This window comes from Pseudoalteromonas sp. XMcav11-Q (assembly GCF_040104525.1).
Taxonomy (GTDB): domain Bacteria; phylum Pseudomonadota; class Gammaproteobacteria; order Enterobacterales; family Alteromonadaceae; genus Pseudoalteromonas.
The window spans coordinates 16,536-40,874 of the sequence record NZ_JBECOX010000003.1 but is presented as its reverse complement, the minus strand read 5'-3'; the positions used below and the strand labels follow the sequence as shown (position 1 = coordinate 40,874).

21 protein-coding genes and 1 tRNA gene are annotated in these 24,339 nt (G+C 44.1%); 8 read left to right on the top strand and 14 right to left on the bottom strand.

Features of this window, described 5'->3' with window-relative positions; translation table 11 throughout:
* Positions 1 to 65: 65 nt before the first annotated feature.
* The 3 genes from ABMY45_RS05795 to pepA form a co-directional block, all read right to left on the bottom strand.
* Complete coding sequence (locus tag ABMY45_RS05795) at positions 66 to 2,915, bottom strand: valine--tRNA ligase (RefSeq protein ID WP_235366994.1); 2,850 nt, start codon at positions 2,913 to 2,915, stop codon at positions 66 to 68.
* 20 nt (positions 2,916 to 2,935) lie between these two features.
* Positions 2,936 to 3,382, bottom strand: a complete 447-nt coding sequence (locus ABMY45_RS05790) for a DNA polymerase III subunit chi (RefSeq protein WP_010377414.1) — start codon at positions 3,380 to 3,382, stop codon at positions 2,936 to 2,938.
* Positions 3,383 to 3,937: 555 nt separating this feature from the next.
* Positions 3,938 to 5,449 carry a leucyl aminopeptidase gene (pepA, locus tag ABMY45_RS05785; RefSeq protein WP_010605633.1) on the bottom strand — a complete coding sequence of 504 codons (1,512 nt, stop codon included), beginning with the start codon at positions 5,447 to 5,449 and terminating at the stop codon, positions 3,938 to 3,940.
* 196 nt (positions 5,450 to 5,645) lie between these two features.
* On the opposite strand from pepA, the gene lptF reads away from it, so the two are divergent.
* Together lptF and lptG are read left to right on the top strand one after the other, a co-directional pair.
* The gene (gene lptF, locus ABMY45_RS05780) at positions 5,646 to 6,758 is read left to right on the top strand and encodes an LPS export ABC transporter permease LptF (RefSeq protein WP_102056161.1); all 1,113 of its coding nucleotides are present in this window, start codon (positions 5,646 to 5,648) and stop codon (positions 6,756 to 6,758) included.
* Positions 6,755 to 7,822 carry an LPS export ABC transporter permease LptG gene (gene lptG / locus ABMY45_RS05775; RefSeq protein WP_102056162.1) on the top strand — a complete coding sequence of 356 codons (1,068 nt, stop codon included), beginning with the start codon at positions 6,755 to 6,757 and terminating at the stop codon, positions 7,820 to 7,822. The genes lptF and lptG overlap by 4 nt, the downstream gene beginning before the upstream one ends.
* Positions 7,823 to 7,915: 93 nt before the next feature.
* On the opposite strand, the gene ABMY45_RS05770 is transcribed toward lptG, so the two are convergent.
* Entirely contained in the window at positions 7,916 to 8,413 is a 498-nt protein-coding gene (locus ABMY45_RS05770) for an RDD family protein (RefSeq protein ID WP_239421607.1), read from the bottom strand.
* 317 nt (positions 8,414 to 8,730) lie between these two features.
* Between ABMY45_RS05770 and ABMY45_RS05765 the strand changes: the two genes are divergently transcribed.
* The 3 genes from ABMY45_RS05765 (at position 8,731) to ABMY45_RS05755 (ending at position 12,603) form a co-directional block, all read left to right on the top strand.
* Positions 8,731 to 8,815: transfer RNA gene (locus ABMY45_RS05765), tRNA-Leu, on the top strand.
* 549 nt (positions 8,816 to 9,364) lie between these two features.
* On the top strand, positions 9,365 to 10,756 hold the full coding sequence (locus ABMY45_RS05760; RefSeq protein ID WP_349288572.1) for a diguanylate cyclase: 1,392 nt from the start codon (positions 9,365 to 9,367) through the stop codon (positions 10,754 to 10,756).
* A 44-nt stretch (positions 10,757 to 10,800) separates the two neighbouring features.
* Positions 10,801 to 12,603, top strand: coding sequence for a HAMP domain-containing sensor histidine kinase (locus ABMY45_RS05755; RefSeq protein WP_349288571.1), 1,803 nt, complete (start codon positions 10,801 to 10,803; stop codon positions 12,601 to 12,603).
* Between the two features lie 150 nt (positions 12,604 to 12,753).
* Here ABMY45_RS05755 and ABMY45_RS05750 read toward each other — a convergent pair whose 3' ends face one another.
* The 7 genes from ABMY45_RS05750 to ABMY45_RS05720 all read right to left on the bottom strand — a co-directional run bounded on the left by ABMY45_RS05750 (position 12,754) and on the right by ABMY45_RS05720 (position 18,906).
* Positions 12,754 to 14,586, bottom strand: a complete 1,833-nt coding sequence (locus tag ABMY45_RS05750; RefSeq protein WP_010607720.1) for a DUF885 domain-containing protein — start codon at positions 14,584 to 14,586, stop codon at positions 12,754 to 12,756.
* Between the two features lie 79 nt (positions 14,587 to 14,665).
* Positions 14,666 to 15,802, bottom strand: a complete 1,137-nt coding sequence (gene hemW / locus ABMY45_RS05745) for a radical SAM family heme chaperone HemW (protein ID WP_206471376.1) — start codon at positions 15,800 to 15,802, stop codon at positions 14,666 to 14,668.
* Complete coding sequence (locus tag ABMY45_RS05740; RefSeq protein ID WP_193522438.1) at positions 15,799 to 16,392, bottom strand: XTP/dITP diphosphatase; 594 nt, start codon at positions 16,390 to 16,392, stop codon at positions 15,799 to 15,801. Before ABMY45_RS05740 ends, hemW begins: the two co-directional genes overlap by 4 nt.
* Before the next feature lie 7 nt (positions 16,393 to 16,399).
* Positions 16,400 to 16,834, bottom strand: a complete 435-nt coding sequence (locus ABMY45_RS05735) for a DUF4426 domain-containing protein (protein ID WP_010607717.1) — start codon at positions 16,832 to 16,834, stop codon at positions 16,400 to 16,402.
* A 10-nt stretch (positions 16,835 to 16,844) separates the two neighbouring features.
* Positions 16,845 to 17,378 (bottom strand): YggT family protein, encoded by a 534-nt coding sequence (locus ABMY45_RS05730; protein ID WP_010607716.1) that lies wholly within the window; start codon positions 17,376 to 17,378, stop codon positions 16,845 to 16,847.
* A 9-nt stretch (positions 17,379 to 17,387) separates the two neighbouring features.
* Positions 17,388 to 18,209, bottom strand: coding sequence for a pyrroline-5-carboxylate reductase (gene proC / locus ABMY45_RS05725; protein ID WP_174170326.1), 822 nt, complete (start codon positions 18,207 to 18,209; stop codon positions 17,388 to 17,390).
* A gap of 13 nt (positions 18,210 to 18,222) precedes the next feature.
* Entirely contained in the window at positions 18,223 to 18,906 is a 684-nt protein-coding gene (locus ABMY45_RS05720) for a YggS family pyridoxal phosphate-dependent enzyme (RefSeq protein ID WP_010607714.1), read from the bottom strand.
* 30 nt (positions 18,907 to 18,936) lie between these two features.
* Here ABMY45_RS05720 and ABMY45_RS05715 point away from each other — a divergent pair, with 30 nt between their 5' ends.
* The 3 genes from ABMY45_RS05715 to ABMY45_RS05705 are packed head-to-tail and all read left to right on the top strand — an operon-like array spanning position 18,937 to position 21,984.
* On the top strand, positions 18,937 to 19,983 hold the full coding sequence (locus tag ABMY45_RS05715; protein WP_010379026.1) for a type IV pilus twitching motility protein PilT: 1,047 nt from the start codon (positions 18,937 to 18,939) through the stop codon (positions 19,981 to 19,983).
* Between the two features lie 14 nt (positions 19,984 to 19,997).
* Complete coding sequence (locus ABMY45_RS05710; protein ID WP_174170325.1) at positions 19,998 to 21,119, top strand: PilT/PilU family type 4a pilus ATPase; 1,122 nt, start codon at positions 19,998 to 20,000, stop codon at positions 21,117 to 21,119.
* Positions 21,097 to 21,984, top strand: coding sequence for a hypothetical protein (locus ABMY45_RS05705; RefSeq protein WP_349288570.1), 888 nt, complete (start codon positions 21,097 to 21,099; stop codon positions 21,982 to 21,984). The genes ABMY45_RS05710 and ABMY45_RS05705 overlap by 23 nt, the downstream gene beginning before the upstream one ends.
* A 303-nt stretch (positions 21,985 to 22,287) precedes the next feature.
* Here ABMY45_RS05705 and ruvX read toward each other — a convergent pair whose 3' ends face one another.
* Genes ruvX through gshB form a run of 3 tightly spaced genes read right to left on the bottom strand, consistent with a single transcriptional unit; the run spans position 22,288 to position 24,316 of the window.
* Entirely contained in the window at positions 22,288 to 22,737 is a 450-nt protein-coding gene (ruvX, locus tag ABMY45_RS05700) for a Holliday junction resolvase RuvX (RefSeq protein ID WP_211867894.1), read from the bottom strand.
* 42 nt (positions 22,738 to 22,779) lie between these two features.
* The gene (locus ABMY45_RS05695; RefSeq protein WP_010607710.1) at positions 22,780 to 23,337 is read right to left on the bottom strand and encodes a YqgE/AlgH family protein; all 558 of its coding nucleotides are present in this window, start codon (positions 23,335 to 23,337) and stop codon (positions 22,780 to 22,782) included.
* A gap of 19 nt (positions 23,338 to 23,356) precedes the next feature.
* Positions 23,357 to 24,316 (bottom strand): glutathione synthase, encoded by a 960-nt coding sequence (gene gshB, locus ABMY45_RS05690; RefSeq protein WP_174170323.1) that lies wholly within the window; start codon positions 24,314 to 24,316, stop codon positions 23,357 to 23,359.
* Positions 24,317 to 24,339: the final 23 nt, after the last annotated feature.

The following is a 24,339-nucleotide window of genomic DNA, read 5'->3' as shown; positions in this document are numbered from 1 at the left end:
AAAGCCGCAATATGCGGCTTTTTTAATTTTTGCAGTGGTATAAAACCAACCAAGATAGAAAGCGATTACAAGCTTTCTATCTTTGCTTTTTGTTCAAGTAGCTTCGTTTTTGCATCGCTAAACTCAGCTAATTTTGCTTTCTCTTTAGCAAGTACCGCTTCAGGCGCATTACTTACAAACTTTTCGTTTGCGAGTTTCTTTTCGACCTGCTCAAGACCTTTTTCTGCTTTTTCAAGCTGTTTGGCAATACGTGCAAGTTCAGCTTCTACATCAATCAGACCTGCCATTGGGATCATGATTTCAAGGTCGCCGATAAACGCAGTCGCACAAGCTGGTGCTTCGTCTTTGCTTGCAAGCAAATCTACCGTTTCCAGTTTTGCCAGAGCACTTAAGAAAGCTTGGTTTTCTTCTAGACGACGTTTGTCATCTTCGCTTGCACCAGTAAGTAACACGTTTAGCGGCTTGCTTGGACTGATGTCCATTTCACCACGAATGTTACGGATAGCAATAATAAACTGCTTCACCCACTCAAGGTCTGCCATCGCTTGCGCATCAACTTTGCTTTCGTCGAATACTGGGAACGCTTCAAGCATAATTGTCTTCGCTTCGACACCTGCGATTGGTGCTACACGTTGCCAAATTGTCTCTGTGATATAAGGCATTAGTGGGTGCATTAAACGAAGTAAGCCTTCCAATACGGTGATAAGCGTATGACGTGTACCACGTTGCTGCGCTTCATTGCCTTTAAATAGAATTGGCTTAGTTAGCTCTAGATACCAGTCACAGAATTGGTTCCATGTGAACTCATAAATGGTATTTGCCGCAAGGTCAAAACGATAGTTATCTAAGTGCTCAGAGAACACCTTAACTGTATTTTGGAATTGGCCTAAAATCCAACGATCCGCTAGAGAATACACTTTTTCGTTATCGTTGAAGCCACAGTCTTGTTCTTCTGTGTTCATCAATACATAACGGCTAGCATTCCACAGCTTGTTACAGAAGTTACGGTACCCTTCAAGACGGTTCATATCCCAGTTGATATCACGTCCCGTTGATGCCATTGCTGCAAGAGTGAAACGCAATGCATCAGTACCGTGTGCTTCAATACCATCGACAAATGTTTTGCGCGTATTCTTCTCGATTTTTGCCGCAAGCTGTGGCTGCATCATGTTGCCAGTACGTTTTGTCACTAGGCTCTCAAGATCGATACCGTCAATCATGTCTAGTGGATCTAACACGTTACCTTTTGACTTAGACATCTTATCGCCATTTTCGTCGCGAATAAGGCCAGTCACATAAACGGTCTTAAATGGAACTTGAGGTTTACCATCTTCATCTTTGATGAAGTGCATGGTCATCATGATCATGCGAGCTACCCAGAAGAAGATAATATCGAAACCAGTAACCAAGGTATCTGAAGGGTGGAATACCTTTAGATCTTCCGTGTTTTCAGGCCAACCTAACGTTGAGAAAGTCCACAGTGCAGAAGAGAACCAAGTGTCTAGTACGTCTTCATCTTGTGTCAGCGTTACACTCGCATCTAGGTTATGGTTTTGACGAACTTCTGCTTCGTCACGACCAACATATACATTACCTTCGCTGTCATACCATGCCGGGATCCTGTGGCCCCACCAAAGTTGACGGGAAATACACCAGTCTTGAACATCACGCATCCAAGAGAAGTACATGTTCTCGTATTGCTTAGGTACAAATTGAATATCGCCATCTTCTACCGCTTTTACCGCAGGCTCAGCAAGAGGAGCAACGCGAACATACCACTGATCGGTAAGTAATGGCTCGATAACTACGCCAGAGCGGTCGCCGTAAGGAACGGTTAGACTGTGATCGTCGACTTTCTCAAGTAGACCAAGCTGTTCAAATTCATCAACGATTTGCTTACGCGCATCGAAACGGTCAAGGCCGTGGAAACGCTCTGGAATTGGTGCATCCATCGCTTCAAGTGGCTTACCATCAAAAGTAAAGCACTCACCCGTATTTAGAACAGCCGCGTCTTTGTTGAACACGTTGATCATTGGCAGCTCATGGCGCTTACCAACTTCGTTATCGTTAAAGTCGTGTGCTGGCGTGATTTTTACGCAGCCCGTGCCTTTTTCCATATCTGCATGTTCATCGGCAACGATAGGAATGCGACGGTTGACGATAGGAAGTAGAATTTCTTTACCAATTAAGTCTTGGTAACGTTCATCATCCGGGTTTACTGCAACGCCAGTGTCACCAAGCATGGTTTCTGGACGAGTGGTTGCTACGATAATATAGTCCTTACCATCTTTTGTGGTTACGCCATCCGCAAGTGGATAGCGTAAATTCCACATATGGCCCTGCTTGTCTTTATTCTCAACTTCTAAATCAGAAATCGCAGTGTGTAATTTAGGATCCCAGTTAACTAGACGCTTACCACGGTAAATTAAGTCATCTTGATATAGGCGAACGAATACTTCTTTTACTGCTTCAGACAAGCCGTCATCCATCGTAAAACGTTCTCTATCCCAATCTACAGACGCGCCTAAACGGCGTAACTGTTTGGTGATTGTGCCACCTGATTGCTCTTTCCATTCCCAGATTTTATTGATGAATTCGTCACGGCCTAAATCATGGCGTGATTTACCTTCTTCAGCTGCAAGCTTACGCTCAACTACCATCTGAGTGGCGATACCTGCGTGGTCGGTACCCACTTGCCATAGTGTGTTTTTGCCTTTCATACGCTGATAGCGGATCAAAGTGTCCATGATAGTGTCTTGGAACGCGTGGCCCATGTGTAGACTACCTGTGACATTCGGCGGTGGGATCATAATCGAGTATGCGTCACCATTGCCTGATGGCTTAAAGTAGCCATTTGACTCCCAGTCTTGATACAAAGACTGTTCAATATCTTGTGGATTGTAGGTTTTATCCATTACACAGAACCCTAAAAATGCTATTTCTCAATGTCTTCAGTGGAAATTGTTGCGCCAAGTGCACGAAGTTGCTTAAAACGTTCTCGTGCGGCTTGCTTAGCGCTGGCTTCAACAGGCACAAAATCTATCACCTGTTCAAAGCGACGAATAAAGTCAGGGACGACCCGAGCCAGATTAATGAGCACGGGGCGACGAGCAGCAGGAGGCATAGTGCCAATTTCCACCGGTGCGCCGCCCTTGGGGCCTTCGCCTTGTAAGTTGTGGGGCACAAACCTGTCTGCGTCAAAACACCAAAGGTGCTCATCGAATAAATGAGCGTCGTCAGTATTATCGACGTTAACAAAGATACGGTGTCCAGCTTGATATAAGCTCGCCGCAGTTTGTGCTGCCAGATCAAAATGAGCCGGAACGCTAATCCCCGGCTCATCGTTTTGTTTTAACACGTAAAAGCGCGCTTTGATAGTCATGATAATAATACCAATTGCGAGGAGTACTGAGGTTTGCCACAGGCTCCACAGCTGCTCAATATCTGTAATCTTGTTTACCGTGATAGCGTAGACGAAGAAAATCAGTATGCGCGGCTTAGTTTAAAACTAATTATAGCGCCACTTAAATGCACATAAATAAGCCTGTATTCTGCCATATAAAGGCAATACCATCAATCAAGAACCAGGCGAAGAAGAATAAAATATGGCAAGTGGTGAGAAGTGCTTGCTGAGATGGTTTAGTTGCTTTGTAGGCTTAATTTGGCGCGGGATATAGTCGCGGGGTAAACCCGCTGCTACATCATGTCGCGGGGTAAATCCGTTGCTACATGTCGCGGGATAAACCCGCTGCTACATGTCGCGGGGTAAACCCGCTGCTACATCATGTCGCGGGATAAACCTGCTGCTACATGTCGCGGGATAAACCCGCTGCTACATCATGTCGCGGGGTAAACCCGCTGCTACGGTTTGGATTAGCCTTTTGTAGCAGCGACTTTATGTCGCGACTTATGCTTGTTAAGTATCGCGACTAGACTATTAGTCTTGCTGCGCGTCCGTGATATTGGCGCGGTTAAGTAAGTATTGCATCAGCATAGGCACAGGACGACCTGTAGCGCCTTTGTTCTTGCCGCTGCGCCATGCTGTACCTGCGATGTCTAAATGCGCCCAGTTGTACTTTTTAGTAAATTTAGACAAGAAACACGCGGCTGTAATTGTGCCAGCTGCGCGACCACCTAAGTTCGTAAAGTCTGCAAATGGGCTCTCAAGTTGTTCTTGATAATCATCCCAAAGCGGTAGTTGCCACGCTCTGTCGCCGCTTTGCTCTGACGCTTTTAGCAAATCATGGGCAAGCGGGTTATGGTTCGATAATAAACCTGTTGCATGGCTACCAAGCGCAACAATACATGCCCCCGTTAAAGTCGCAACATCAACAACGGTTTCAGGCTCGAATGCTTCAACGTAAGTTAGTGCATCGCACAGTACTAAGCGGCCTTCGGCATCTGTATTGAGTACTTCAACGGTCTGGCCCGACATAGTGGTTAAAATATCGCCCGGACGGTAAGCATCGCCTCCAGGCATATTTTCGCAGCCAGCTAAAACGCCAATCACGTTAAGTGGCAGTTGCATTTGTACGACAGCTCGCATTAAGCCAAGCACGCCCGCGGCTCCGCCCATGTCGTATTTCATTTCATCCATCGCTTCGCCAGGTTTGATAGAAATACCACCTGAGTCAAATGTTAAGCCTTTACCCACAAACACGATTGGTGCTTGGCCTTCGTCACCACCGTTATAGTGGATAACTGACATCACTGATTCGTTGCGACTGCCACGGCCAACCGCTAGATATGAGTGCATACCCAGCTCTTCCATTTCTTGTTCGCCAACAAGGTTAACGGTAACGTTATCAAAGTCTTCAACCAACTGTTGTGCTTGCTCGCCCAAATAACGAGGGTTGCAGATGTTTGGCGGCATATTAGCAACGTCTTTACACAGCTTACTACCTGCTGCGATAGCAAGACCGTGCTCAATCGCGCTTTCACCGATTGTTAATTCACGACGCGTTGGTACGTTAAAGACGATTTTACGTAGCGGGCGTCTAGCCTCACTCTTTTTGCTTTTTAGTTGATTAAAGGTATACAGGCAATCTTGCGTGGTTTCGACCGCTTGGCGAACTTTCCAGTAAGTATCACGGCCCTTAACATGTTGCTCGGTCAGAAAACATACCGCTTCCATTGAGCCCGTTTCATTTAACGTATTGATGGTCTTAGAGATGATTTGTTTGTATTGTTTATCGTCGAGCTCTCTTTCCTTACCACAACCCACCAACAAAACGCGTTCGCTGAGTACATTTGGTACATGATGAAGAAGTAGAACTTGTCCTGGTTTGCCTTCAAGATCACCACGTCTGAGTAAATTTGAGATATAGCCTTCGCTTATTTTATCCAGCTGTTCACCAATTGGTGAGAGACGGCGTGGCTCGTATACACCTACAACAATACATGCGCTACGCTGTTTCTCTGGACTACCACTTTTAACGCTGAATTCCATTGCGACTCCTGAGTCTTTGTCATGTCATTTTGAACTTTTTATGCCAGCACACTTTCCTACATTAAAGTCATGAATATGCTTTAACCTTAGGTAGGATATTCCGGCGCATTGACATATAATAAAGTGACTAAAATAATCAGTTTACTCAATTTTTCCCACTATTCCAGTGAAACAAGACGTTTTATAGGGACGAACATTGCTTATTTTCCGCTATTTAACGGGTGAAGTACTAAAATCTCAGGTTGCGGTTTTTCTCACCTTAATGACAATATTTTTGTCACAAAAGTTTGTACTCATTCTGAGCTCAGCGTCTGAAGGGAGTATACCGGGTAAGTTAGTACTTGCTATGCTTGCGTTGAAACTGCCACAGTTGGCCGGATATATTTTACCGCTTAGTCTCTTTCTAGGGATCATTTTAGCCTATAGTCGCATCTACGCCGACAGTGAAATGACGGTACTGCGCGCTTGCGGGGTCAGTGAGTGGTATGTGGTTAGGGTGACTTTAGTCTCTAGTGTGTTTTTTGCATTACTGGCCGCTTGTGTGAGTATGTATATTGCACCTTGGGCGAGCGAAAAAGAGTACCAATTAAGAGAGCAAGCCGATGCGGAGTCGGGGCTTTCTACTCTCAGAGCCGGTAGATTTCAGCAAACGGGCAATGAAAAAGCGGTGGTATTTGTTCACGGCATTAGCGAACAAGGCCGCGAATTAGACAAAGTGTTTGTCGCGCAATTGCCCGAGAAGGACTCAAATCAAGCCGCTCGTTTAGTGTATGCGCAAAAAGGTGAAGTGATTGAGCTTGATAGTGGTGAGCAGCAACTACTCCTTCATGAAGGTAAGCGTTACGAGACTGATGGCTTCAGCCAAGCACTTAATCGCACTGAATTTGGTACTTATCAAGTGCAAATTAAAGAACAAGAAATTGAACACCAGCGCCGTAAATTAGAGGCTATTCCAAGCTTACAGTTACTTGAAATGGATACGCCAGAAGCAAAAGCGCAATTTCAGTTGCGATTGTCGGTGCCTATTTCCATTTTGTTACTCACTCTATTGGCTGTGCCTCTGAGTGTGGTTAACCCAAGACAAGGCAAGTTCGCTAAGCTCGTGCCAGCAATTACCCTGTATTTGGGTTATTTCATTTTACTCAATGCAGGCAAGTTTTTGTTAGCTGAAGAAAAAGTACCAGCCTCAGTCGGTCTCTGGTGGATCCACTTAAGTGTGCTCTTTATTGGCGTTTATTTAATTGCTAAAGGAAGACCTTTTGGTGTGTGGGTTCGCTCGGTATTTATGAAACGGGAGACGACGGTATGATGAAGACGCTAGATTGGTATTTAGGGCGTAGCATCTTACAAACCACAGGTTTCGCGCTATTAGTTTTTGTTGGGATCAATACGCTTATTAAGTTTATTGAGCAACTGCGCTCGGTTGGTCGTGGCAGCTATGATTTACTCGGTGCCATGCTCTATACCATTTACAGCATGCCAAGCGATATCGTGGTATTTTTCCCGATGGCTGCGCTGATAGGTGGCCTGATTGGGCTTGGTGCACTTGCCTCAAGCAGTGAACTAATTGTGATGCAAGCGGCTGGGTGGTCGCGTTTTCAAATTATTATGTCGGTGATGAAAACGGCAGTGGTGCTTGCACTACTGATGATGGCGCTTGGGGAGTGGGGCGCACCAAAAGCGGAGCAAACCGCAAAACGGTTAAAAAACGAAGCAATTTATGGCGGTGAAGTCTACAGCGCTCAGCGTGGTGTTTGGGCGAAAGATGGCGGCAATTTTATTAACATTGGTAATGTTGAAAAAAACGGTAAGCTTAAAGATATCGCGATTTATTATTTCGATGATTCACTAACACTGGCAAAAATAGTACGTGCTCAGTCGGCGCAAAGTATGTCTAACGGCTGGCAATTGCAAGACGTGGAAGAAGTACATATCGATCAACAGCAAATTACAACGCATTATTCAAAATCAATGCTCTACGAGTCTGAATTAAGCGAAGACAGATTGGGTGTCGTGTCGGTAGAGCCTGATGCTTTGTCTTTTACGGGGTTATGGTCATTTCTCGCTTATCTAAAGCAAAATGAGCAAGATTCAAGTAGCTATGAACTCGCGCTGTGGCGTAAAGTGATGCAGCCGCTGACGATTGGGGTTATGCTACTAGTGGCTTTGTCATTTATCTTCGGGCCACTGAGGACGGTGAGTATGGGCGCGCGGATTATTATGGGCGTGGTAACAGGCTTAGCCTTCCACCTGAGTAATGAAATTTTTGGCCCTATTGTGATGGTATATCAAGTTCCACCGGTGGTTGGCGCGTTAATGCCAAGCTTGTTATTTATTGGATTGGCTATCCATCTGCTGAAGAAACAAAATTAACGTTTTGAATTAAATAAAGAAATAGGCCTCATGTTGAGGCCTATATTTTTTATGGACATGGCTAATGGAATAGGCTGCTATTTGAAGCTTAGATTAATCTAAGCTGTTATAAACCTTTTTATTTTCCTCTTTGCTGAGTACTACCACTTCAGTGCCACACAGCATATCCTGGAGCGATCTTTTCTTTTTAAAGTCTAACAACACTATCAGATTACCCAGCCCAAGTAGTGCGCATAGGCTACGAGCGATTGCTTTTGGCCAAGTTAACAGTGTTCCGTCGGGGTTTTGCACTTTTAGGCGCCATGCGCGCATGCCGATAGTTTGACCGCTCTTAGTCCAAAAATAGGCAAAAAACAGCACTGAAACCAACACTAATAAAGTGGCTCTAAGTGTATATAAAATGGGATCCGCTTGGATCAGCGCCGATACGTCTTCATGATTACCAAGCGTGAGCACGTTAAATGAAATTAAGGCATTGATAGTTAGTAAAAATAACACGGTAGTCAGCATTGCGAACGCGACGACCACTAAGCTGTCGTATATAAGTGAAGCCAAGCGACGGCTGAAATTCGCTGGAGCAAAATGTGACATAACAACTCTCATAATTACAAGGTTGCGGGGTATTTTACACATAAACCGATAAAACGTTTACTGAATTACGTTAACTAATGGATTAGTAATGCCCTGTCTTTATAGCTTTGACATGAATAAAGTTGAATTTAGAGCAATATTTAACTACTTGTGTGCAAATAACAAGCAGTTAACGCCTTATTGCAAAAAAATTACTTGCCGTTCTTAATCGCCTTTGTATAATGCAAAGCATAGAGACGAAGGCAAATAAAAAAAGCCTGAGCTCAAAGTGGTTTTTCTTTATTTTCTCTTGTTTTAGAAGATGAAAGAAAAATTATGCCAGTGTGATGGAATTGGTAGACATGACGGATTCAAAATCCGTTGCCTTCGGGCGTGGCGGTTCAAGTCCGCCCACTGGTACCACTTTTTATAACCCTTGCTTTTTAGCAGGGGTTTTTTTATGCCTCAAATTTATGCTTTGAAATTATGATATCGGACTTGGACGCCACGCGGGTGGCGCTAATACAGGTTAAGAGCCCGCCCACTGGTACCACTTTTTATAGCCCTTGCTTTTTAGCAGGGTTTTTTTTATGCCTCAAATTTATGCTTTGAAATTATGATATCGGACTTGGACGCCACGCGGGTGGCGCTAATACAGGTTAAGAGCCCGCCCACTGGTACCACTTTTTATAACCCTAACCAATTGGTTGGGTTTTTTTATGCCTCGAATTGTAGGTCGAGATTTATCTCGACGAACGAATTGGTCTTATCTCGACGAATTAATTTAAGCGCCACATCACCGGTGCTATTCGCCGCTACAAATCAAGCTGTCTCCACGATTCAACCCATTCTTCTAAACAGACAGTTACTTCCCCACAAAACTGGCGGTTTTCGGTAAATTGCCTATGCTTTTGTAATTAAATTGGTTTATTGTAGATTTAAGCTGCTAAATTTTATTAGGCAAGAGAGGCGATGAAGGTAACTGTAGAAAAGCAAACCATAGTGCTGTTATCGTTGTTTACCATCGTGTTCTGGAGTTTGACTTTCTACGCGGTAAAGCTTATTTCTCACTCTATTGTGGTTCAGGAAGTAAGCGAAAGAACCGAAACGGTAAGGTCTAACATTTCACTTGTCCGCGCTAAAATTGAAAACGCCATATTTATGGACACCTATCTGGCTGAGAGTTTAGCGACCTTTGTTACAATTGATCCTGACTTTGCAATTGAGCATTGGTCTCATGTGGTTGCTAAAGCCGTTGAAAAGTCGACGCTGATTCGCCATGTCGGTCTCGCACCAAATAATATCATTAGTCATGTCTATCCAGTTGAAGGGAACCGAGCGGCTATCGGTTTCGATTTTCGCACTAACCCTGAACAATTTCGCACTGTTGAAATTGCAAGAACCTCTCAAAAGGTATTTATCGCCGGTCCATTACAGCTAGTGCAAGGCGGTGAAGCGTTGATAGCGAGGTTTCCTGTGTTTTCGGATTATCCGAGGAATGAAAACTACTGGGGCGCGATTAGTGTGGTTCTAGATTATCAGAAGCTGCTTGAATACAGTGGCATTAACGAATTGGACAGTGCCACTTTAGCGATTCGAGGTCGAGATGGACTCGGTGAACAGGGAGATGTCTTTTATGGCTCTGCTACCTTGTTTGAAACACCAGATTTAGTCATCCCAATCAATTTACCATCTGGTGAATGGCAGCTTGTGGCTGATTATCAAATTGACGAGAGCACTTATGCAAAAGCAAGACAACAAGCACAGATTTTGGTTACTGCTGTTGCCTCAATATTGTTTCTCTCGTTATTAGTGCTCTATCGATCGTATCACTTAGCACATACCGCCTCGTTGCAAGACGATTTAACTAAGTTGCCCAACCGTCGCTATGCGATTAGACAGCTCAATACGTTACTTGGTCGTTCAGAGCAATCGTCATTTGTGCTACTTAACCTCGATCTAAATAATTTTAAACAAGTAAATGATAAGTTTGGTCATGAAGTGGGAGATAAGCTGTTACTCCATGTCTCGTCAATTTTGATGAACTCAGTGCGTGTGTATGATTTTATCGCGCGATTGGGGGGGGACGAGTTTGTTATTATTTTGCACAGAGTTTCAGAGGACGCTTTGGTTAACTCAATTATAAAAAATATTAAGGAGCAGGTTGAAAAGCAACCGCTACAAGTTGATAGACACACTATTCAAACGACGGTGAGCGTTGGTTATGCTTTTCCTTCAGCAAATCAAGATAGTGTTTCGGAACTCATGGCTCGCGCTGATCACAACATGTATTACGATAAAAACCTGTCGCAACGACAACAAAAAGAAAGTGAGGTTTTGGAAACAAATCAGGAAACCCAATAGAACTATACTAAGCTTACAGAGTATCAATTAAGTGAGAATGTGCCGTGCAGCTAAAGCAGTCAGTTCTATTTTTCAAAATTGCCGCGTTGACTTCTGCGATTGTGATCATTTTTGTCAGCTGGTTTTTGTATTACGAAGTGAGTCGTAGTGCCCGCCTTACCGCACAACTTACTCAGCTGCAAACCGCTCTACAACGAACCATGGATCAAGAAGAGCATATTCTTGTTCGAGCACAAAAAGATGATGTTTCTGCCATCCCGCAATTAAAGTACAGCTATCAGGATAGCTTTAGTAGCTTGCTTAATTCTATGGCCAATGAAGAGGCCTTGCTGCCTTTGCTATTACAACTCGATGAACTGTCAAAAGCCTACTTTAGTAAACTAGACGAACTTATCCGTTTGCATGAGCAACTCGGCTATGACGAAAATGCAGGTATTTATGGTGAGTTCAGACGTAGCGCCCATGCTTTGCAGGAGCGAATTTCTGGTAAGGCTATGCCTCAGTTGGAAATTGCCATATTGGAATTAAGGCGTCGAGAAAAAGACTTTTTGTTAAGAGCTGACTTAAGTTATTTACAGCAGCATGAACAACTTGTCATGCATGCTGAGCAACTAATCAAAGACAGTGCGCTTAGTGAAGAGATAAGCAACTTGCTTAAACGTTATGAAGCGGGTTTTGCAAGCTATGTTGCTATTTTGCGAAAGCTAGGTTTGCACGATGGTGAAGGCGTACGTGCGGAGCTATTCACCGAGAAGCAAAAATTAAGAAGCCAGTTTGAACTGGTATCAATCCGTACCCAAGCCGTTACGCAAGAACGTAAAGAAAGTATCATTTTATATGGCCTCATTTTAATTGTACTGATGAATATTGCTGTGCTTATCTTACTGAATTATCAAAATAGCAAAGTCACACGGCATATACTGGCTATTAATAAAGTACTCGTAAAAGTTGCTAAGCTTGAAGACTTTAGCTTAAGGGTGAATATTGACGGTAACGATGAGATTGCACAAATTGCTCATCAACTCGATGACCTATTAGCATTTATTGAAACCTTGCTTGCGCGCCTGAGCGCAGCGCAGCAACGCTTAATCGAAGAAGCCAAAATGGCGAGCTTAGGAAATATGGTGAGTGGCTTTGCTCATGAGCTTAATACACCGCTTGGTGTTGCTATTACCAGCCAATCGCATTTAAAAGAGCAAGTCGCGACACTAAAATCGCAACTTGAACTTGGTAAGTTACAGCGGCAAACCTTGACGACACTAATTACTGAGGCAGAAGCCGCGCTATATTTATTAGAGAATAACCTCCACCGCACAGCCTCACTGGTAGATGATTTTAAGCTAGTGGCAGTGAATCGAGAGTTTGAAGAAAAGAGCGCGTTCAACCTTAAGCATTTAGTTAAAAATGTCTTTGATTGCTACCAATCAGAATTAAACCAAGAAGACTATGCCATTGAACTCGAAATCCCCGAAAACTTAACTTTAATAAGCTACCCGTCGGTGTTTAGCCAAGTTGTTGGGTATAGTATTAACAACTGCATCAAGCACGCCAAGATTGACGGGCAAAAGCTCAATATTGTGGTATCTACCGTGTTAATTAATGACTATATCCATTTTTATTTTAAAGATGATGGTGCCGGTATAGATAAAGAGTTATTGCCCGCTATATTTGAGCCTTTCGTTACTTCAAAGCGTTTTTCGGGGGGGACAGGGCTTGGCTTGAGTATTGTATATAACTTAGTAACACAGAAGTTGAAGGGCGAAATCAAAATGCAAAGCCCAGCGCATGGCGGTGCCTGCTTGCATATTATTTTAACCGGAACAGAGTTTAATTTTATAGAAGAGTAATCTCAGCATGGAATAACAACTCGCGCTCTAGCGGCCGTTATTTCTTATACCGATTTGCTTATCTGAATACAGCTTATGTAAGGTAAATAAAGTAAAAAAGCCAGCATGACTGATCGTGCTGGCTTTTATTCGGTTCATTGGCAGTAGGAGTTAGCCTTTTTTGCTCGCGACCCACTCATCAACAAATGATTCAAGCACGTTTAGTGGAACTGGGCCATTTTTCAGTACGATGTCGTGGAACTCACGAATATCAAACTTATCGCCTAGTTCTTTCTTAGCGGCTTCACGAAGTTCTAGGATCTTCAACATCCCCACTTTGTACGCAGTGGCTTGTGAAGGCATAACAATATGGCGCTCTACCATCTTCACTGCGTCTGACTTAGCATTTGGTGTGTTGTTTACGTAGTAATCAATACCTTCTTGACGTGTCCACTTCATTGCGTGGATCCCAGTATCTACCACTAAGCGGCATGCACGCCATAATTCCATCGCTAAGCGACCAAAGTCTGAATAGGGGTCTTCGTATAAACCCATTTCTTTTGGTACAAGTTCAGAATATAAGCCCCAGCCTTCGATGTATGCAGTGTAGCCACCAAACTTACGGAATTTAGGCATATCTTCTAGCTCTTGAGCAATCGCGATCTGCATGTGGTGACCTGGAATACCTTCGTGATAAGCCAAGGCTTCCATTTGGTAAGTTGGCATCGCTTCCATGTCGTAAAGGTTTGCATAGTAAACACCAGGACGTGAGCCGTCAGGCGCGGGTTGCTGGTAGAAAGCTTTACCTGCAGATTTTTCGCGGAATGCCTCTACGCGTTTTACTATCATGTCCGCTTTTGGCTTAACGATAAACAGCTCATCCAAGCGTGACTTCATATTATCGATCATCGCTTTGGCTTCGGCTAAATATTGTGCCTTACCAGCTTCTGTATTGGGAAGGTAAAACTGTTTGTCGGTTTTCATGAACTCCATAAAGGCTTTTAAATCGCCTTTGAAGCCCACTTTCTCTTTGATTGCTCGCATTTCGTCATGAATACGCGCCACTTCAGATAAACCGATTTCGTGAATTTCTTCAGCGCTTAACGATGTGGTTGTCGTACGTGCTAGGGCGTTATTATAAAATTTTTCGCCGTTAGGGAATTTCCACGCACCGTCACGTTTGTCTGCTTTTTTCTCAAGTTTATGTAGGTAACCAATCAACTTGTTATAAGCAGGCTTTACTGCTGTTGTTAGCGCATCTGTTGCTTCTTTTACCAGCGCTGATTTCTCGTCTTCACTGACTTCAAGTGTTGCTACTTTGCGTTTGAAGTCAGCCAGTAACGTTGAGTCGTCACCCGCAGCAAATGGCGCACCTTTGATGATATTTTCACTTGATTCAATGACGTGAGGGAAAACGAATTTTGGTGCAATAATACCTTTATCTGCACGCGCTTTTAAGTCAACGATGAGCTGATCAAATACAGCCGGTACACCGTTTAAGCGTGAAATATACGCTTTGGCATCTTTGACATCGGTAATTTGGTGCTGGTTGATTAAAAATGCAGGCACCATTGAGTGTGTACCATACATCTGATTTACCGGATATGAGTGATAACGCCATTTAAAATCTGCAATGGTGTTTTCAAGACCTTGCTTGAATAAGTCGTAGCTCACTTGCGTATTGGCATCTAGCTTATTTCGATCAATTGCATTAAGCGCAGTTAAGTCTTGTTTCGTCAGTTCAAGATCTTCAAGTTGGCGCGCTTCGCTGCCGTCATCCCACTTGTCGTAGTCTTGTTTGATACCCATATAAGTTTGGTAAACTGGGCTACGCATTACGCCACGGGTAAACGACGCTTCAAAAAGTGCGTTTGCCTTTTCTACTTCACTTTTTACGACTTGTTGTTCAGCTTTTGGAGCAGGTGCTGGAGAGTGTGTGGTTTGTTGACAGCCAGCAAAAAGCGCGACGCTTACCGCTGCTGCTAAAATGGTTAATTTACGCATTTTATACCCTTTTATTATATGTTGCCGAATGGCGGTTTTCATGCGGGTTGCAGTGAATATCACCCGCATAATTTCTATATTAAACAAATAACTCTAGCAGATCGTTGAGGTATCGGTGGCCTTTATTTGTAACTAGCCATGAATCGTTGGTTTCCTCAATCAAACCCTTATCTACGGCCTCAGCAATTTGCGTTGCAATAGCGCTAAGTTCAAGACCAGTGTAGTCAATAAACTGTTGTTTTGATGCGGCAGTTTTTAAACGGAACACATTCATAAAAAACTCAAATGGTCTGTCATCGCTTGCAACATGCCACTGCTCATACAAATAGGGTTTACTCAGATCCATATAGCCACGAGGGTGTTTTACCTTTACGGTTCTTAAGATCTGTTGCTGCTCAGGCAAAGTGATTTTGCCATGCGCACCACAGCCGATCCCAAGATAATCGCCAAATTGCCAATAATTCAAGTTATGTCGACATTGAAATCCCGCTTTGGCATAGCCTGAGATCTCATATTGCTGGTAGCCGTGCTCCGCAAGTAATGCCTGACCTTGTTCTTGGATGTCCCACAGTGTTTCATCCTCAGGTAAAACCGGAGGCTTAGAGGCAAACTGCGTATTTGGCTCAATGGTTAATTGATACCAAGAAAGGTGTGGCGGTGCCATTGCAATGGCTTTTTCTAAATCACTTAAGGCGTCGCTAACCGATTGATTAGGAAGACCATGCATCAAATCAAGATTAAAGCTATTTAACCCTGCTTGATGTGCTTCTTGAGCGGCATTTAGCGCTTCTTGCTCGCCATGAATACGACCAAGTTGAGTAAGCTTTTCCTGTTGTAAGCTTTGTACACCTATCGAAATACGATTGATGCCAGCCGCGACATAATGCTTAAAACGATCTGTCTCAACTGTACCTGGATTTGCTTCTAAAGTGACTTCAATGTCATCCTCAAAACCAATTAGCGCCTCAATTTCACTGAGTAAATAGCGGTACGCTTCACCTGAAAGCAGACTAGGGGTGCCACCGCCAATAAAAATACTACTGAGTTTACGGCCCTGAACATAGTGAAGATCGGCTTTGATATCGTTGAGCAAATGTTGAATATATTCCGTTTCAGGGATATCGCCCTTTTTACCATGGCTGTTGAAATCACAGTAAGGACACTTTTGCACGCACCAAGGTACGTGCACATAAAGACTTAATGGAGGTAGTTTCACGCGAGGCCTTGAAAGTGACTGACGAGTTGTTTAAGTGCCTGTCCTCTGTGGCTGATTGCGTTTTTTTCTTCCTTGGTTAGCTCTGCTGATGTGCAGTCTAAACCTTGTACCTTAAAGATTGGGTCGTAACCAAACCCTTCTCGGCCTTGTTGCGTTGTGGTGATTTCACCTTCCCAACTCGCCTGACAAATAATCGGCGTTGGGTCGTCAGCGTGGCGCATATAAACTAGAACACACCAAAAACGGGCGCTGCGCTCAGTTTGTTCACCAAGCGCTGCGAGTAAGTGATCAATATTTTTTTGGTCGTCGGCGTTTGCGCCAGCATAACGCGCTGAATATACTCCAGGTGCGCCGTTTAACGCGTCTACCTCAAGGCCTGAGTCATCGGCAATGGCAGGCAAGCCAGAAATCTTAGCTGCATGACGTGCCTTGATAATGGCGTTTTCCACAAAGGTCGTGCCGGTTTCTGCAACCTCTGGCACCTTGAAATCACTTTGCGGTAATACCTCAATGTCATACTGATTTAGCATCGCGCTAAGCTCTTTGACTTTACCTTGGTTACCCGTGGCAAGTACCACTTTATTTGACATATTTTCTCTACTCTACATAAAACTTTTGTGAGAACGTGAGTTTGCGGCTTTGCTTACCTTCACTGATCTCAATGTCGAAACGAAAAATATCTTCATCGTCGTAATCTAATTGGGCAAGATAGTATATTGCCTCACCTTCTACGACTTCTTTAAACTCTAGCTGTACGGTTTTACCAAGTAAGTTTTTGGCGCTACCTGCAACGCGTGCCTTAACTGCTGGTTTTCCTGGCTTGTCGGCCAAGACCGAGATATTCACAATCGCTTTGTTACCACTACGAATTAAGCCATACGCTTTTGCAATTGTGGGCTGAACAAAGGTAGACGGGAAGGCGATATAATGCACTTCCCAAGGACCTAAGTCTTTAAATTGGCCGCCTTGTTCATCTTGAGCGAATACGCCCGGTGCAAGCAGCATCATTAACACAATAATAAATGGTTTCATTGGGATGCTCCTATCTCAGTAAATCCATCATTAGAATCTGCAAAAATTGCATGCCGATAATTAGGACTAAAATAGATAAGTCCAGTCCGCCTAGCGGTGGGATCACTTTACGAATAGGTCTTAGCATCGGCTCTGTTAATTGCTCGAACACGGCGGCGACTGGATTGTAGCCTTGCGCTACCCAACTTAAAATGGCACGAATAATAAGGATCCAGAACACCAGACTAAATGCTTCTTTTACTACCGTAATAGCGCCACCAATCAGCGCGCCTAAAGCGTCAAAGTAACCACCGAATAACGCCATCAGCGTCGCCATTTTGGCAAAACCAATCATGAATGCCAGCACCAAAGAGGCAAGATCTAAACCGCCCACACCCGGAATGATTTTTCTCAGCGGGTTCACGGCAAAAGAGGTTGCTTTAACAACCGCTTGGCTTAGCGGGTTATAAAAGTCCGCTTTGACAAGCTGCAACCAGAATCGTAGTAATACGACCATTAAAAATAGATCAAATACGATCCCGACTAAAAATTGCATGGCATTCATTGGTCACCTTTAGATTTCTTTTTCCATTGCTTCAGCGCGCGCGATACATGCATCCATCGCGTCCGCTACGGTTTTTGGTAATTGCTGTGCTTTTAAATACTCAACGGCTGCGTGGGTTGTGCCACCTTTAGAGGTGACGTTAGCGCGTAGCTGAGCAATGCTAATTTCAGGTTGCGATAATGCCATTTCAGCCGCGCCTAGCGCAGTTTGCTGCACAAGCTTTCTGGCTTCCTCAGGACTAAAACCTAGGGCTTTAGCCTTTTCTTCAATGGCTTCCATAAATAAGAAGAAATACGCTGGAGACGAACCTGTTACCGCAATAACGTCGTTGATTTTCGACTCTTCATCAAGCCACAGGGCAATACCTGTGGATGAAAATACTTGCTCAACATAGTCTTTTTCTTCATCGCTGATGTCGACGCCATACAAGCCAGACACACCGCGTCCAAGCAACGATGGCGTGTTAGGCATACAGCGCACCATTTTTACCGGTTGGCCGAGCATTTCTCTCAGTCGTGCAACGGTAATTCCGGCGGCGACAGAGATAAACAGTTTATTGCTAATATCAATATCTGCATCTTGAAAGGTCTGACACAGCTCGGCCATCATCTGTGGTTTTACAGACAAGACAATGACGTCAGCCGCGGCGACTGCTTCTAGATTATCTTGTGTTGTTTTTACCGATAATTGCTCTGCGACTTTGGCAAGTTTCTCTGCATTGCGGTTGGTGGCAATAATAGACTGCGCGTCAAAGCCACTTTTGATCATGCCACCGATAATGGCATAGCTCATATTTCCCGTTCCAATAAATGCAATTGTCTTGTTTGACATTGTGTTATTCACCTCACTGTCGTTTGCCAAAAATATCAGTACCAATGCGAACCATAGTGGAACCTGCTGCAATCGCAGTGTCTAAATCGCCACTCATTCCCATCGATAAGGTATCTAGCTGTTGATATTGGTCCTTTAGTCTATCAAAGCAAGCGCGCATTTGCTGGAAATATTGTAATTGCTTTTGTTTATCATCGGTTTGCTCAGTGATAGTCATCAAGCCACGAAGCTCCAATTGACGACAGTCATTAATAAATTGCGCGAGCGTATCAACCTCATTGGGATGACAACCTGATTTGTTGTCATCACCGCTAATATTGACCTGCAATAGCACCTTGAGTGGCTTCAAGTTTGTTGGTCTTTGCTCATTTAGCCTGCGTGCGATTTTCTCTCTATCCACGCTTTGTACCCAATGAAAGTTTTCGGCGACTAATCTTGATTTATTGGACTGGATTGGACCAATAAAGTGCCATTCAAGCGCTTTGTTTTGTTTAAAATAGGCAACTTTATCAACCGCTTCTTGTACGTAAGATTCACCGAATTGGGTTTGACCTGCCGCAATTGCAGCCTCAATATCGGCGATAGGTTTGGTTTTAGAAACCGCGAGTAATTGTACTGTTTCGCTGAATTGACAGTTTTGTTTGGCTTTTTCTATCCTGCCGTAGGCGTTATCTAAGCGTTCTGCTATTGTAACCATATAGTACTAGTGCTCATTGTGGAGTTATAAATGGATATTACAGAATTATTGGCTTTTAGTGTTCAACACAAAGCATCTGACCTACACCTTTCTTCGGGTGTTTCCCCTATGATACGTGTTGACGGGGACGTACGTCGGGTGAATATCCCGCCGTTAGAAGCAAAAGACGTCAGCAGCCTCATCTACGATATTATGAATGATAATCAACGTCGTGACTATGAGCAAAACCTTGAGGTAGATTTCTCGTTCGAAGTGCCAAATCTGGCGCGTTTTCGTGTTAACGCCTTTAATTCAAATCGTGGTCCTGCTGCGGTGTTCCGTACCATTCCAAATCAAGTGCTGAGCTTAGATGATTTGGGGGCACCAGACATTTTTACCAAAATTTCCGACAACCCACGTGGCTTAGTATTGGTAACCGGCCCGACAGGTTCTGGTAAATCAACCACCCTGGCTGCGATGGTGGATTATATTAATAACAACAAACATCACCATATTCTAACCATCGAAGACCCGATAGAATTTGTTCACGACAACAAGCAAAGCCTTATTAACCAACGTGAAGTACATAGAGACACACACAGCTTTAACGCGGCGCTGAGAAGTGCACTCCGTGAAGACCCTGACGTTATTTTAGTTGGTGAATTACGTGATCTTGAGACCATTCGTTTAGCGCTAACTGCCGCGGAAACAGGCCACTTAGTATTTGGTACTTTGCATACTACCTCAGCACCAAAAACCATCGACCGTATTGTGGATGTGTTCCCAGGTGAAGAAAAAGACATGGTGCGATCTATGCTGTCAGAGTCGCTACAAGCGGTGATTTCACAAACGTTGGTGAAAAAAGTTGGCGGCGGGCGAATCGCAGCGCATGAAATCATGCTCGGGATCCCTGCTATTCGTAACCTTATTCGTGAAGACAAGATTGCACAGATGTATTCGGCAATTCAAACTGGTGCAATGCACGGTATGCAGACCATGGATCAATGCCTTACAAATTTATTAAACCGTGGTTTGATCACACAGCAAGATGCGCGTGCAAAAGCGCATGACAAAAATCAGTTTAATAGCGGCTATTAAGTAGTGGTGTAGCGATGAATATAGAACCGTTTTTGCAAACGATGGCCAATCAGCAAGCATCCGACTTATTCGTTTCGGCAGGGCTTGCGGTGAGCGCCAAAATCGATGGCGAACTTAGAGCCTTAAGTGAAGAAAGACTGGATGCCGCGCAGTCACTGAATCTTGTTACCTCGATTATGAGCGACAAGCAAAAGCAAGAATTCTTTAACACTAAAGAGTGCAACTTTGCGATTGCTAACGATATCGGGCGTTTTCGTGTTTCAGCATTTTGGCAACGGGATTGTGCGGGCATGGTTATCCGCCGTATCGTTACTGCTATTCCTGATGTCAATGAGCTAGGTTTGCCGTCGGTACTGACCGATGTAATCATGTCCAAACGTGGCTTGGTGTTATTTGTAGGTGGTACGGGCACGGGTAAGTCAACTTCGCTTGCAGCACTGCTCGGTTATCGTAATCGTAACCAACGTGGCCATATTTTGACCATTGAAGATCCCATCGAATTTGTGCATCAACACCAAAAAAGCATCATTACTCAGCGTGAGGTGGGCATTGATACTGACAGTTTTGAATCTGCCTTAAAAAGTTCATTACGCCAAGCGCCAGATGTTATTTTAATTGGTGAAATTCGCTCGCAAGAAACCATGGAGTATGCACTGAGCTTTGCTGAAACGGGGCATTTATGCGTTGCAACCTTGCACGCCAATAATGCTAACCAAGCCATCGACCGTATCATGCACTTAGTCCCCAAAGAAAAGCACGATAAACTGAAGTACGATTTGGCGCTGAACTTGCGCGCTATTGTGGCGCAACAACTAGTGCCTTCTTCAAAAGGCGAAGGTCGAGAGGCGGCCATTGAAGTGTTACTGAACTCCCCACTCGTTGCCGAGCTTATTAAAAAAGGCGATATTGGCTCGATTAAAGAGGCAATGGCAAAATCGAAAGACATGGGCATGCAAACCTTTGATCAAGCGTTGTTTGAGCTTTATAAGCAGCAGCGGATCAACTATGCCGACGCACTACATCATGCTGACTCGCCAAACGATCTGCGCTTGATGATCAAGCTGCAAAATAATGAACAAAAAGGTGCGGGCTTCCTACAAGGGGTTACGGTAGATGGGTTGGATTCGAAGAACTAAACGCAGCTACCTATTTTTCACTTTCGTGCTGAGCTTTGCTGGTGTACTTAATGCCAGCGAAGCACTTAATGTTTTTATTAGAGATGATGTCCTCGCAGATTATCAACGTTTTGTTGGTGAGCGCGACGTCACAAAAATTACCGATTTTAGTGGCCAGTATTTACGCCGTGATGTTGTCGATATGGTGATAGCACAGCAAGCCTTGCAAAAAGGTGGCTTCGACAAAGCATTTATTTTTACGCCAGGTTTTGTCAGTTTTCGTGAATCCAATTTGCTTGAAAAAGGGGAACAACTACTTCACTTTGATAGTTATTGGAAAGCAGACCTTGAAAATAAAGGTCGGCTGCTTTTCATCAGTGAGCCCGTTATTCAAAAAGGTCAGTATTTTGCTGGTATTTATCACGGGATAGATAATCAAAAAGTAAAGCAGCTAAAAGCGGAGCAAGGGCTCACTCAGTTAACTTCGGTATCGAACCCTAAGTGGCAGACTGATTGGCAAACCTTGGAGTCACTTCCGCTTAAACAGCTTCATGCTGAACCCGATTGGATGTCACAAGCGCGTATGGTGAGCAAAGGTTGGGTCGACTTTATGTTGATGCCGCTTATGCCGAAGCTAGATAATCGCTTTGTTTTGGAAGATGTTGAGCTCATTGCTAATGAGCATCTAGTCGTGCTGTTAAACGACAGCAGGCACTTTGCGGTGTCTCGGCTGCACCCAGAAGGTGAACGAGCGTTTGCTGCATTACAAAAAGGCCTTGCAATACTGCGTGAGCAAGGCCGGATCACTAGCGCGTATCAGCAAGCAGGGTTAATACCTGATTTGAAGAAGTACCAAGTCGTAAACCCCGTACAGGAGATCCGCTAGTCATTCATACACTATTCGTGGCTAGAGTTGCTTTGCTAGCTGTACAAAAACGGCGATTTCACCATAGTGTTTAGAGGAATAAGAGTTGCCTTACTGCTGGTGATTGAAAGCGTTGAGAGTCCGTTAAATATGATGGACTTTTATAGTTAGCCGTACCTTTAATATCAGTACTGAATTTTTGATATTAAAGGTCGGCGCTAGATTGATATTTTTAGTGTGTTATTGCTACACCGACTACGCCGTGTATAAATATCAATTCACTTGGTGGAAAATAAAGCTCAACAGGCCCAAGAGTTAGGCAGGCTATTCCCACATTGCTTCAAAGTAGCTTTCGAGAATGATACAAGCGGACATGCCGTCTACCTTACCTTTTGCGAGGTTCTTATAGCCACCTTGTTCAAATAAGCGTGCTCTGGCGTCAGCTGTCGTCAAGCGCTCATCTTGTGTTTCTACCGGCAACCGGAAGTGGTTATGCAGGCGGTTGGCAAACTTTTTTGCCCTGAATGTTAAATCTTGATTGGTACCATCCATATTCAGTGGTAAGCCAACCACCAATAAATCAGGTTGCCATTCGTTAATAAATACCGCGATGTCATCCCAATTTGGAATGCCATCATTTGCCTTTACGGCACCTAAACTTGATGCGGTTGCGGTGATTTCTTGGCCGATAGCCAAGCCGATACTTTTAGTGCCAAAGTCAAACCCGATGACGCTACGTTTACCTTTAGGCGCTTTTTCTTTTTTGTTTTCCATGAATACTTCGTTTATTAACCTAAGCTCAAAATGACAGGCTAGTTACGCATGACCTGCTTGCGAGCTTAATTGTGCAACGTCGAAACCAAGCATTTGCACTGCTTTTTCCCAACGCTTTTCGGGTGGCGTATTAAATATGATTTCGGGGTCAGCCTCGACGACTAACCAAGTGTTTTCTTTCAGTTCTTTCTCTAGCTGACCACTTACCCATCCGGCGTAGCCCAAGGTGATGATAAATCCTTCGGGAGAGTGTGATGACGTTAAAGAGGCTAAAACATCTTTTGATGTGGTGATCATAATTTCGGAACTAAGCTCTTGGCTTGAGGCGTAACCAAACTTTGGCGTATGTAATACAAAGCCTCTGTCGGTATGAACAGGCCCACCTGCGTAGATATTTACCTTAGCCGCTTGGCTAGATTTGTCGTTATCGATATCAATTTGATCAAGCAATTCGCCCACGGTGATATCGATAGGGTGGTTTACCACCAACCCCATCGCGCCATCTTCGCTGTGTTCACAAAGATAGGTTACCGTATGATTGAAAAAAGGGTCGTCCATGCTGGGCATTGCCACTAAAAAGTGATTAGCGAGTGATTTCATAACCAGACCCCCTTAATGGTTAGTTTTTAGTATGGTCGAGTTTTCGCTCGATCGCATCATAAAACTTATCCATAATTGAAATGTCATACGCCGCTTCAATTTCTTTTACGCAAGTTGGTGCGGTGACGTTGATTTCGGTGAGCTTATCGCCAATGATATCTAGGCCAACGAATATTAGGCCCTTTGCCTTTAACGTTGGGGCAATGGCTTCGGCAATTTTACGGTCCGATTCGCTAATAGGTCTTGCTTCACCACGGCCGCCTGCCGCGAGATTACCACGAGTTTCACCGCCTTGTGGAATGCGAGCCAAGCAGTACGGCATCACTTCACCATCTACCACTAACACGCGCTTATCACCGTCTTTAATGGCTGGAATATAGTTTTGCGCCATCGCATAGCGAGAACCATGCTCGGTAAGTGTTTCGCAGATCACGCCAATATTTACATCATCTTGTTTCACTCTAAAAATAGACGCGCCGCCCATCCCATCTAAAGGCTTGAGAATGATATCGCCATGTTTAGCTAAAAACTCGCGAATTTGTGATTGATTACGCGTAACCAAAGTATCTGGAGTATGCTCACTAAACCACGCCGTAAAGAGCTTTTCATTGGCGTCGCGCAGACTTTGTGGTTTATTTACCACAAGCGAACCCGCAAGTTCAGCGCGCTCAAGAATATAAGTGGCGTAAATATATTCAGTGTCAAAAGGCGGATCTTTACGCATTAAAATAACGTCAAGGTCGCCCAAATCGATTTCTTGTTTCTCAGCTAGTTCATACCAATGGGAAGTATCGTCAAATACCTGCGCTTTTGCCGCGGTCGCTTTGGCAACGCCTTGGTACAAGAAAAGGTCATTCATTTCCATGTAATACAATTCATAGCCGCGCTGCTGTGCCGCCAGCATCATGGCAAACCCGGTGTCTTTTTTAATGTTAAAGCCACTGATTGGATCGGAAATGATCCCTAATTTAATCGTCATAGACGCTCCCATTGCGCTTGCTG

What these genes read in the sequence shown, in the direction of transcription:
- ABMY45_RS05795 (WP_235366994.1), bottom strand. Translation starts at nt 2,915, where the DNA reads ATGGATAAAACCTACAATCCACAAGATATTGAACAGTCTTTGTATCAA.
- ABMY45_RS05790 (WP_010377414.1), bottom strand. Translation starts at nt 3,382, where the DNA reads ATGACTATCAAAGCGCGCTTTTACGTGTTAAAACAAAACGATGAGCCG.
- pepA (WP_010605633.1), bottom strand. Translation starts at nt 5,449, where the DNA reads ATGGAATTCAGCGTTAAAAGTGGTAGTCCAGAGAAACAGCGTAGCGCA.
- lptG (WP_102056162.1), top strand. Translation starts at nt 6,755, where the DNA reads ATGATGAAGACGCTAGATTGGTATTTAGGGCGTAGCATCTTACAAACC.
- ABMY45_RS05770 (WP_239421607.1), bottom strand. Translation starts at nt 8,413, where the DNA reads ATGTCACATTTTGCTCCAGCGAATTTCAGCCGTCGCTTGGCTTCACTT.
- ABMY45_RS05760 (WP_349288572.1), top strand. Translation starts at nt 9,365, where the DNA reads ATGAAGGTAACTGTAGAAAAGCAAACCATAGTGCTGTTATCGTTGTTT.
- ABMY45_RS05750 (WP_010607720.1), bottom strand. Translation starts at nt 14,586, where the DNA reads ATGCGTAAATTAACCATTTTAGCAGCAGCGGTAAGCGTCGCGCTTTTT.
- ABMY45_RS05740 (WP_193522438.1), bottom strand. Translation starts at nt 16,392, where the DNA reads ATGTCAAATAAAGTGGTACTTGCCACGGGTAACCAAGGTAAAGTCAAA.
- ABMY45_RS05735 (WP_010607717.1), bottom strand. Translation starts at nt 16,834, where the DNA reads ATGAAACCATTTATTATTGTGTTAATGATGCTGCTTGCACCGGGCGTA.
- ABMY45_RS05730 (WP_010607716.1), bottom strand. Translation starts at nt 17,378, where the DNA reads ATGAATGCCATGCAATTTTTAGTCGGGATCGTATTTGATCTATTTTTA.
- proC (WP_174170326.1), bottom strand. Translation starts at nt 18,209, where the DNA reads ATGTCAAACAAGACAATTGCATTTATTGGAACGGGAAATATGAGCTAT.
- ABMY45_RS05720 (WP_010607714.1), bottom strand. Translation starts at nt 18,906, where the DNA reads ATGGTTACAATAGCAGAACGCTTAGATAACGCCTACGGCAGGATAGAA.
- ABMY45_RS05715 (WP_010379026.1), top strand. Translation starts at nt 18,937, where the DNA reads ATGGATATTACAGAATTATTGGCTTTTAGTGTTCAACACAAAGCATCT.
- ABMY45_RS05710 (WP_174170325.1), top strand. Translation starts at nt 19,998, where the DNA reads ATGAATATAGAACCGTTTTTGCAAACGATGGCCAATCAGCAAGCATCC.
- ABMY45_RS05705 (WP_349288570.1), top strand. Translation starts at nt 21,097, where the DNA reads ATGGGTTGGATTCGAAGAACTAAACGCAGCTACCTATTTTTCACTTTC.
- ruvX (WP_211867894.1), bottom strand. Translation starts at nt 22,737, where the DNA reads ATGGAAAACAAAAAAGAAAAAGCGCCTAAAGGTAAACGTAGCGTCATC.
- ABMY45_RS05695 (WP_010607710.1), bottom strand. Translation starts at nt 23,337, where the DNA reads ATGAAATCACTCGCTAATCACTTTTTAGTGGCAATGCCCAGCATGGAC.
- gshB (WP_174170323.1), bottom strand. Translation starts at nt 24,316, where the DNA reads ATGACGATTAAATTAGGGATCATTTCCGATCCAATCAGTGGCTTTAAC.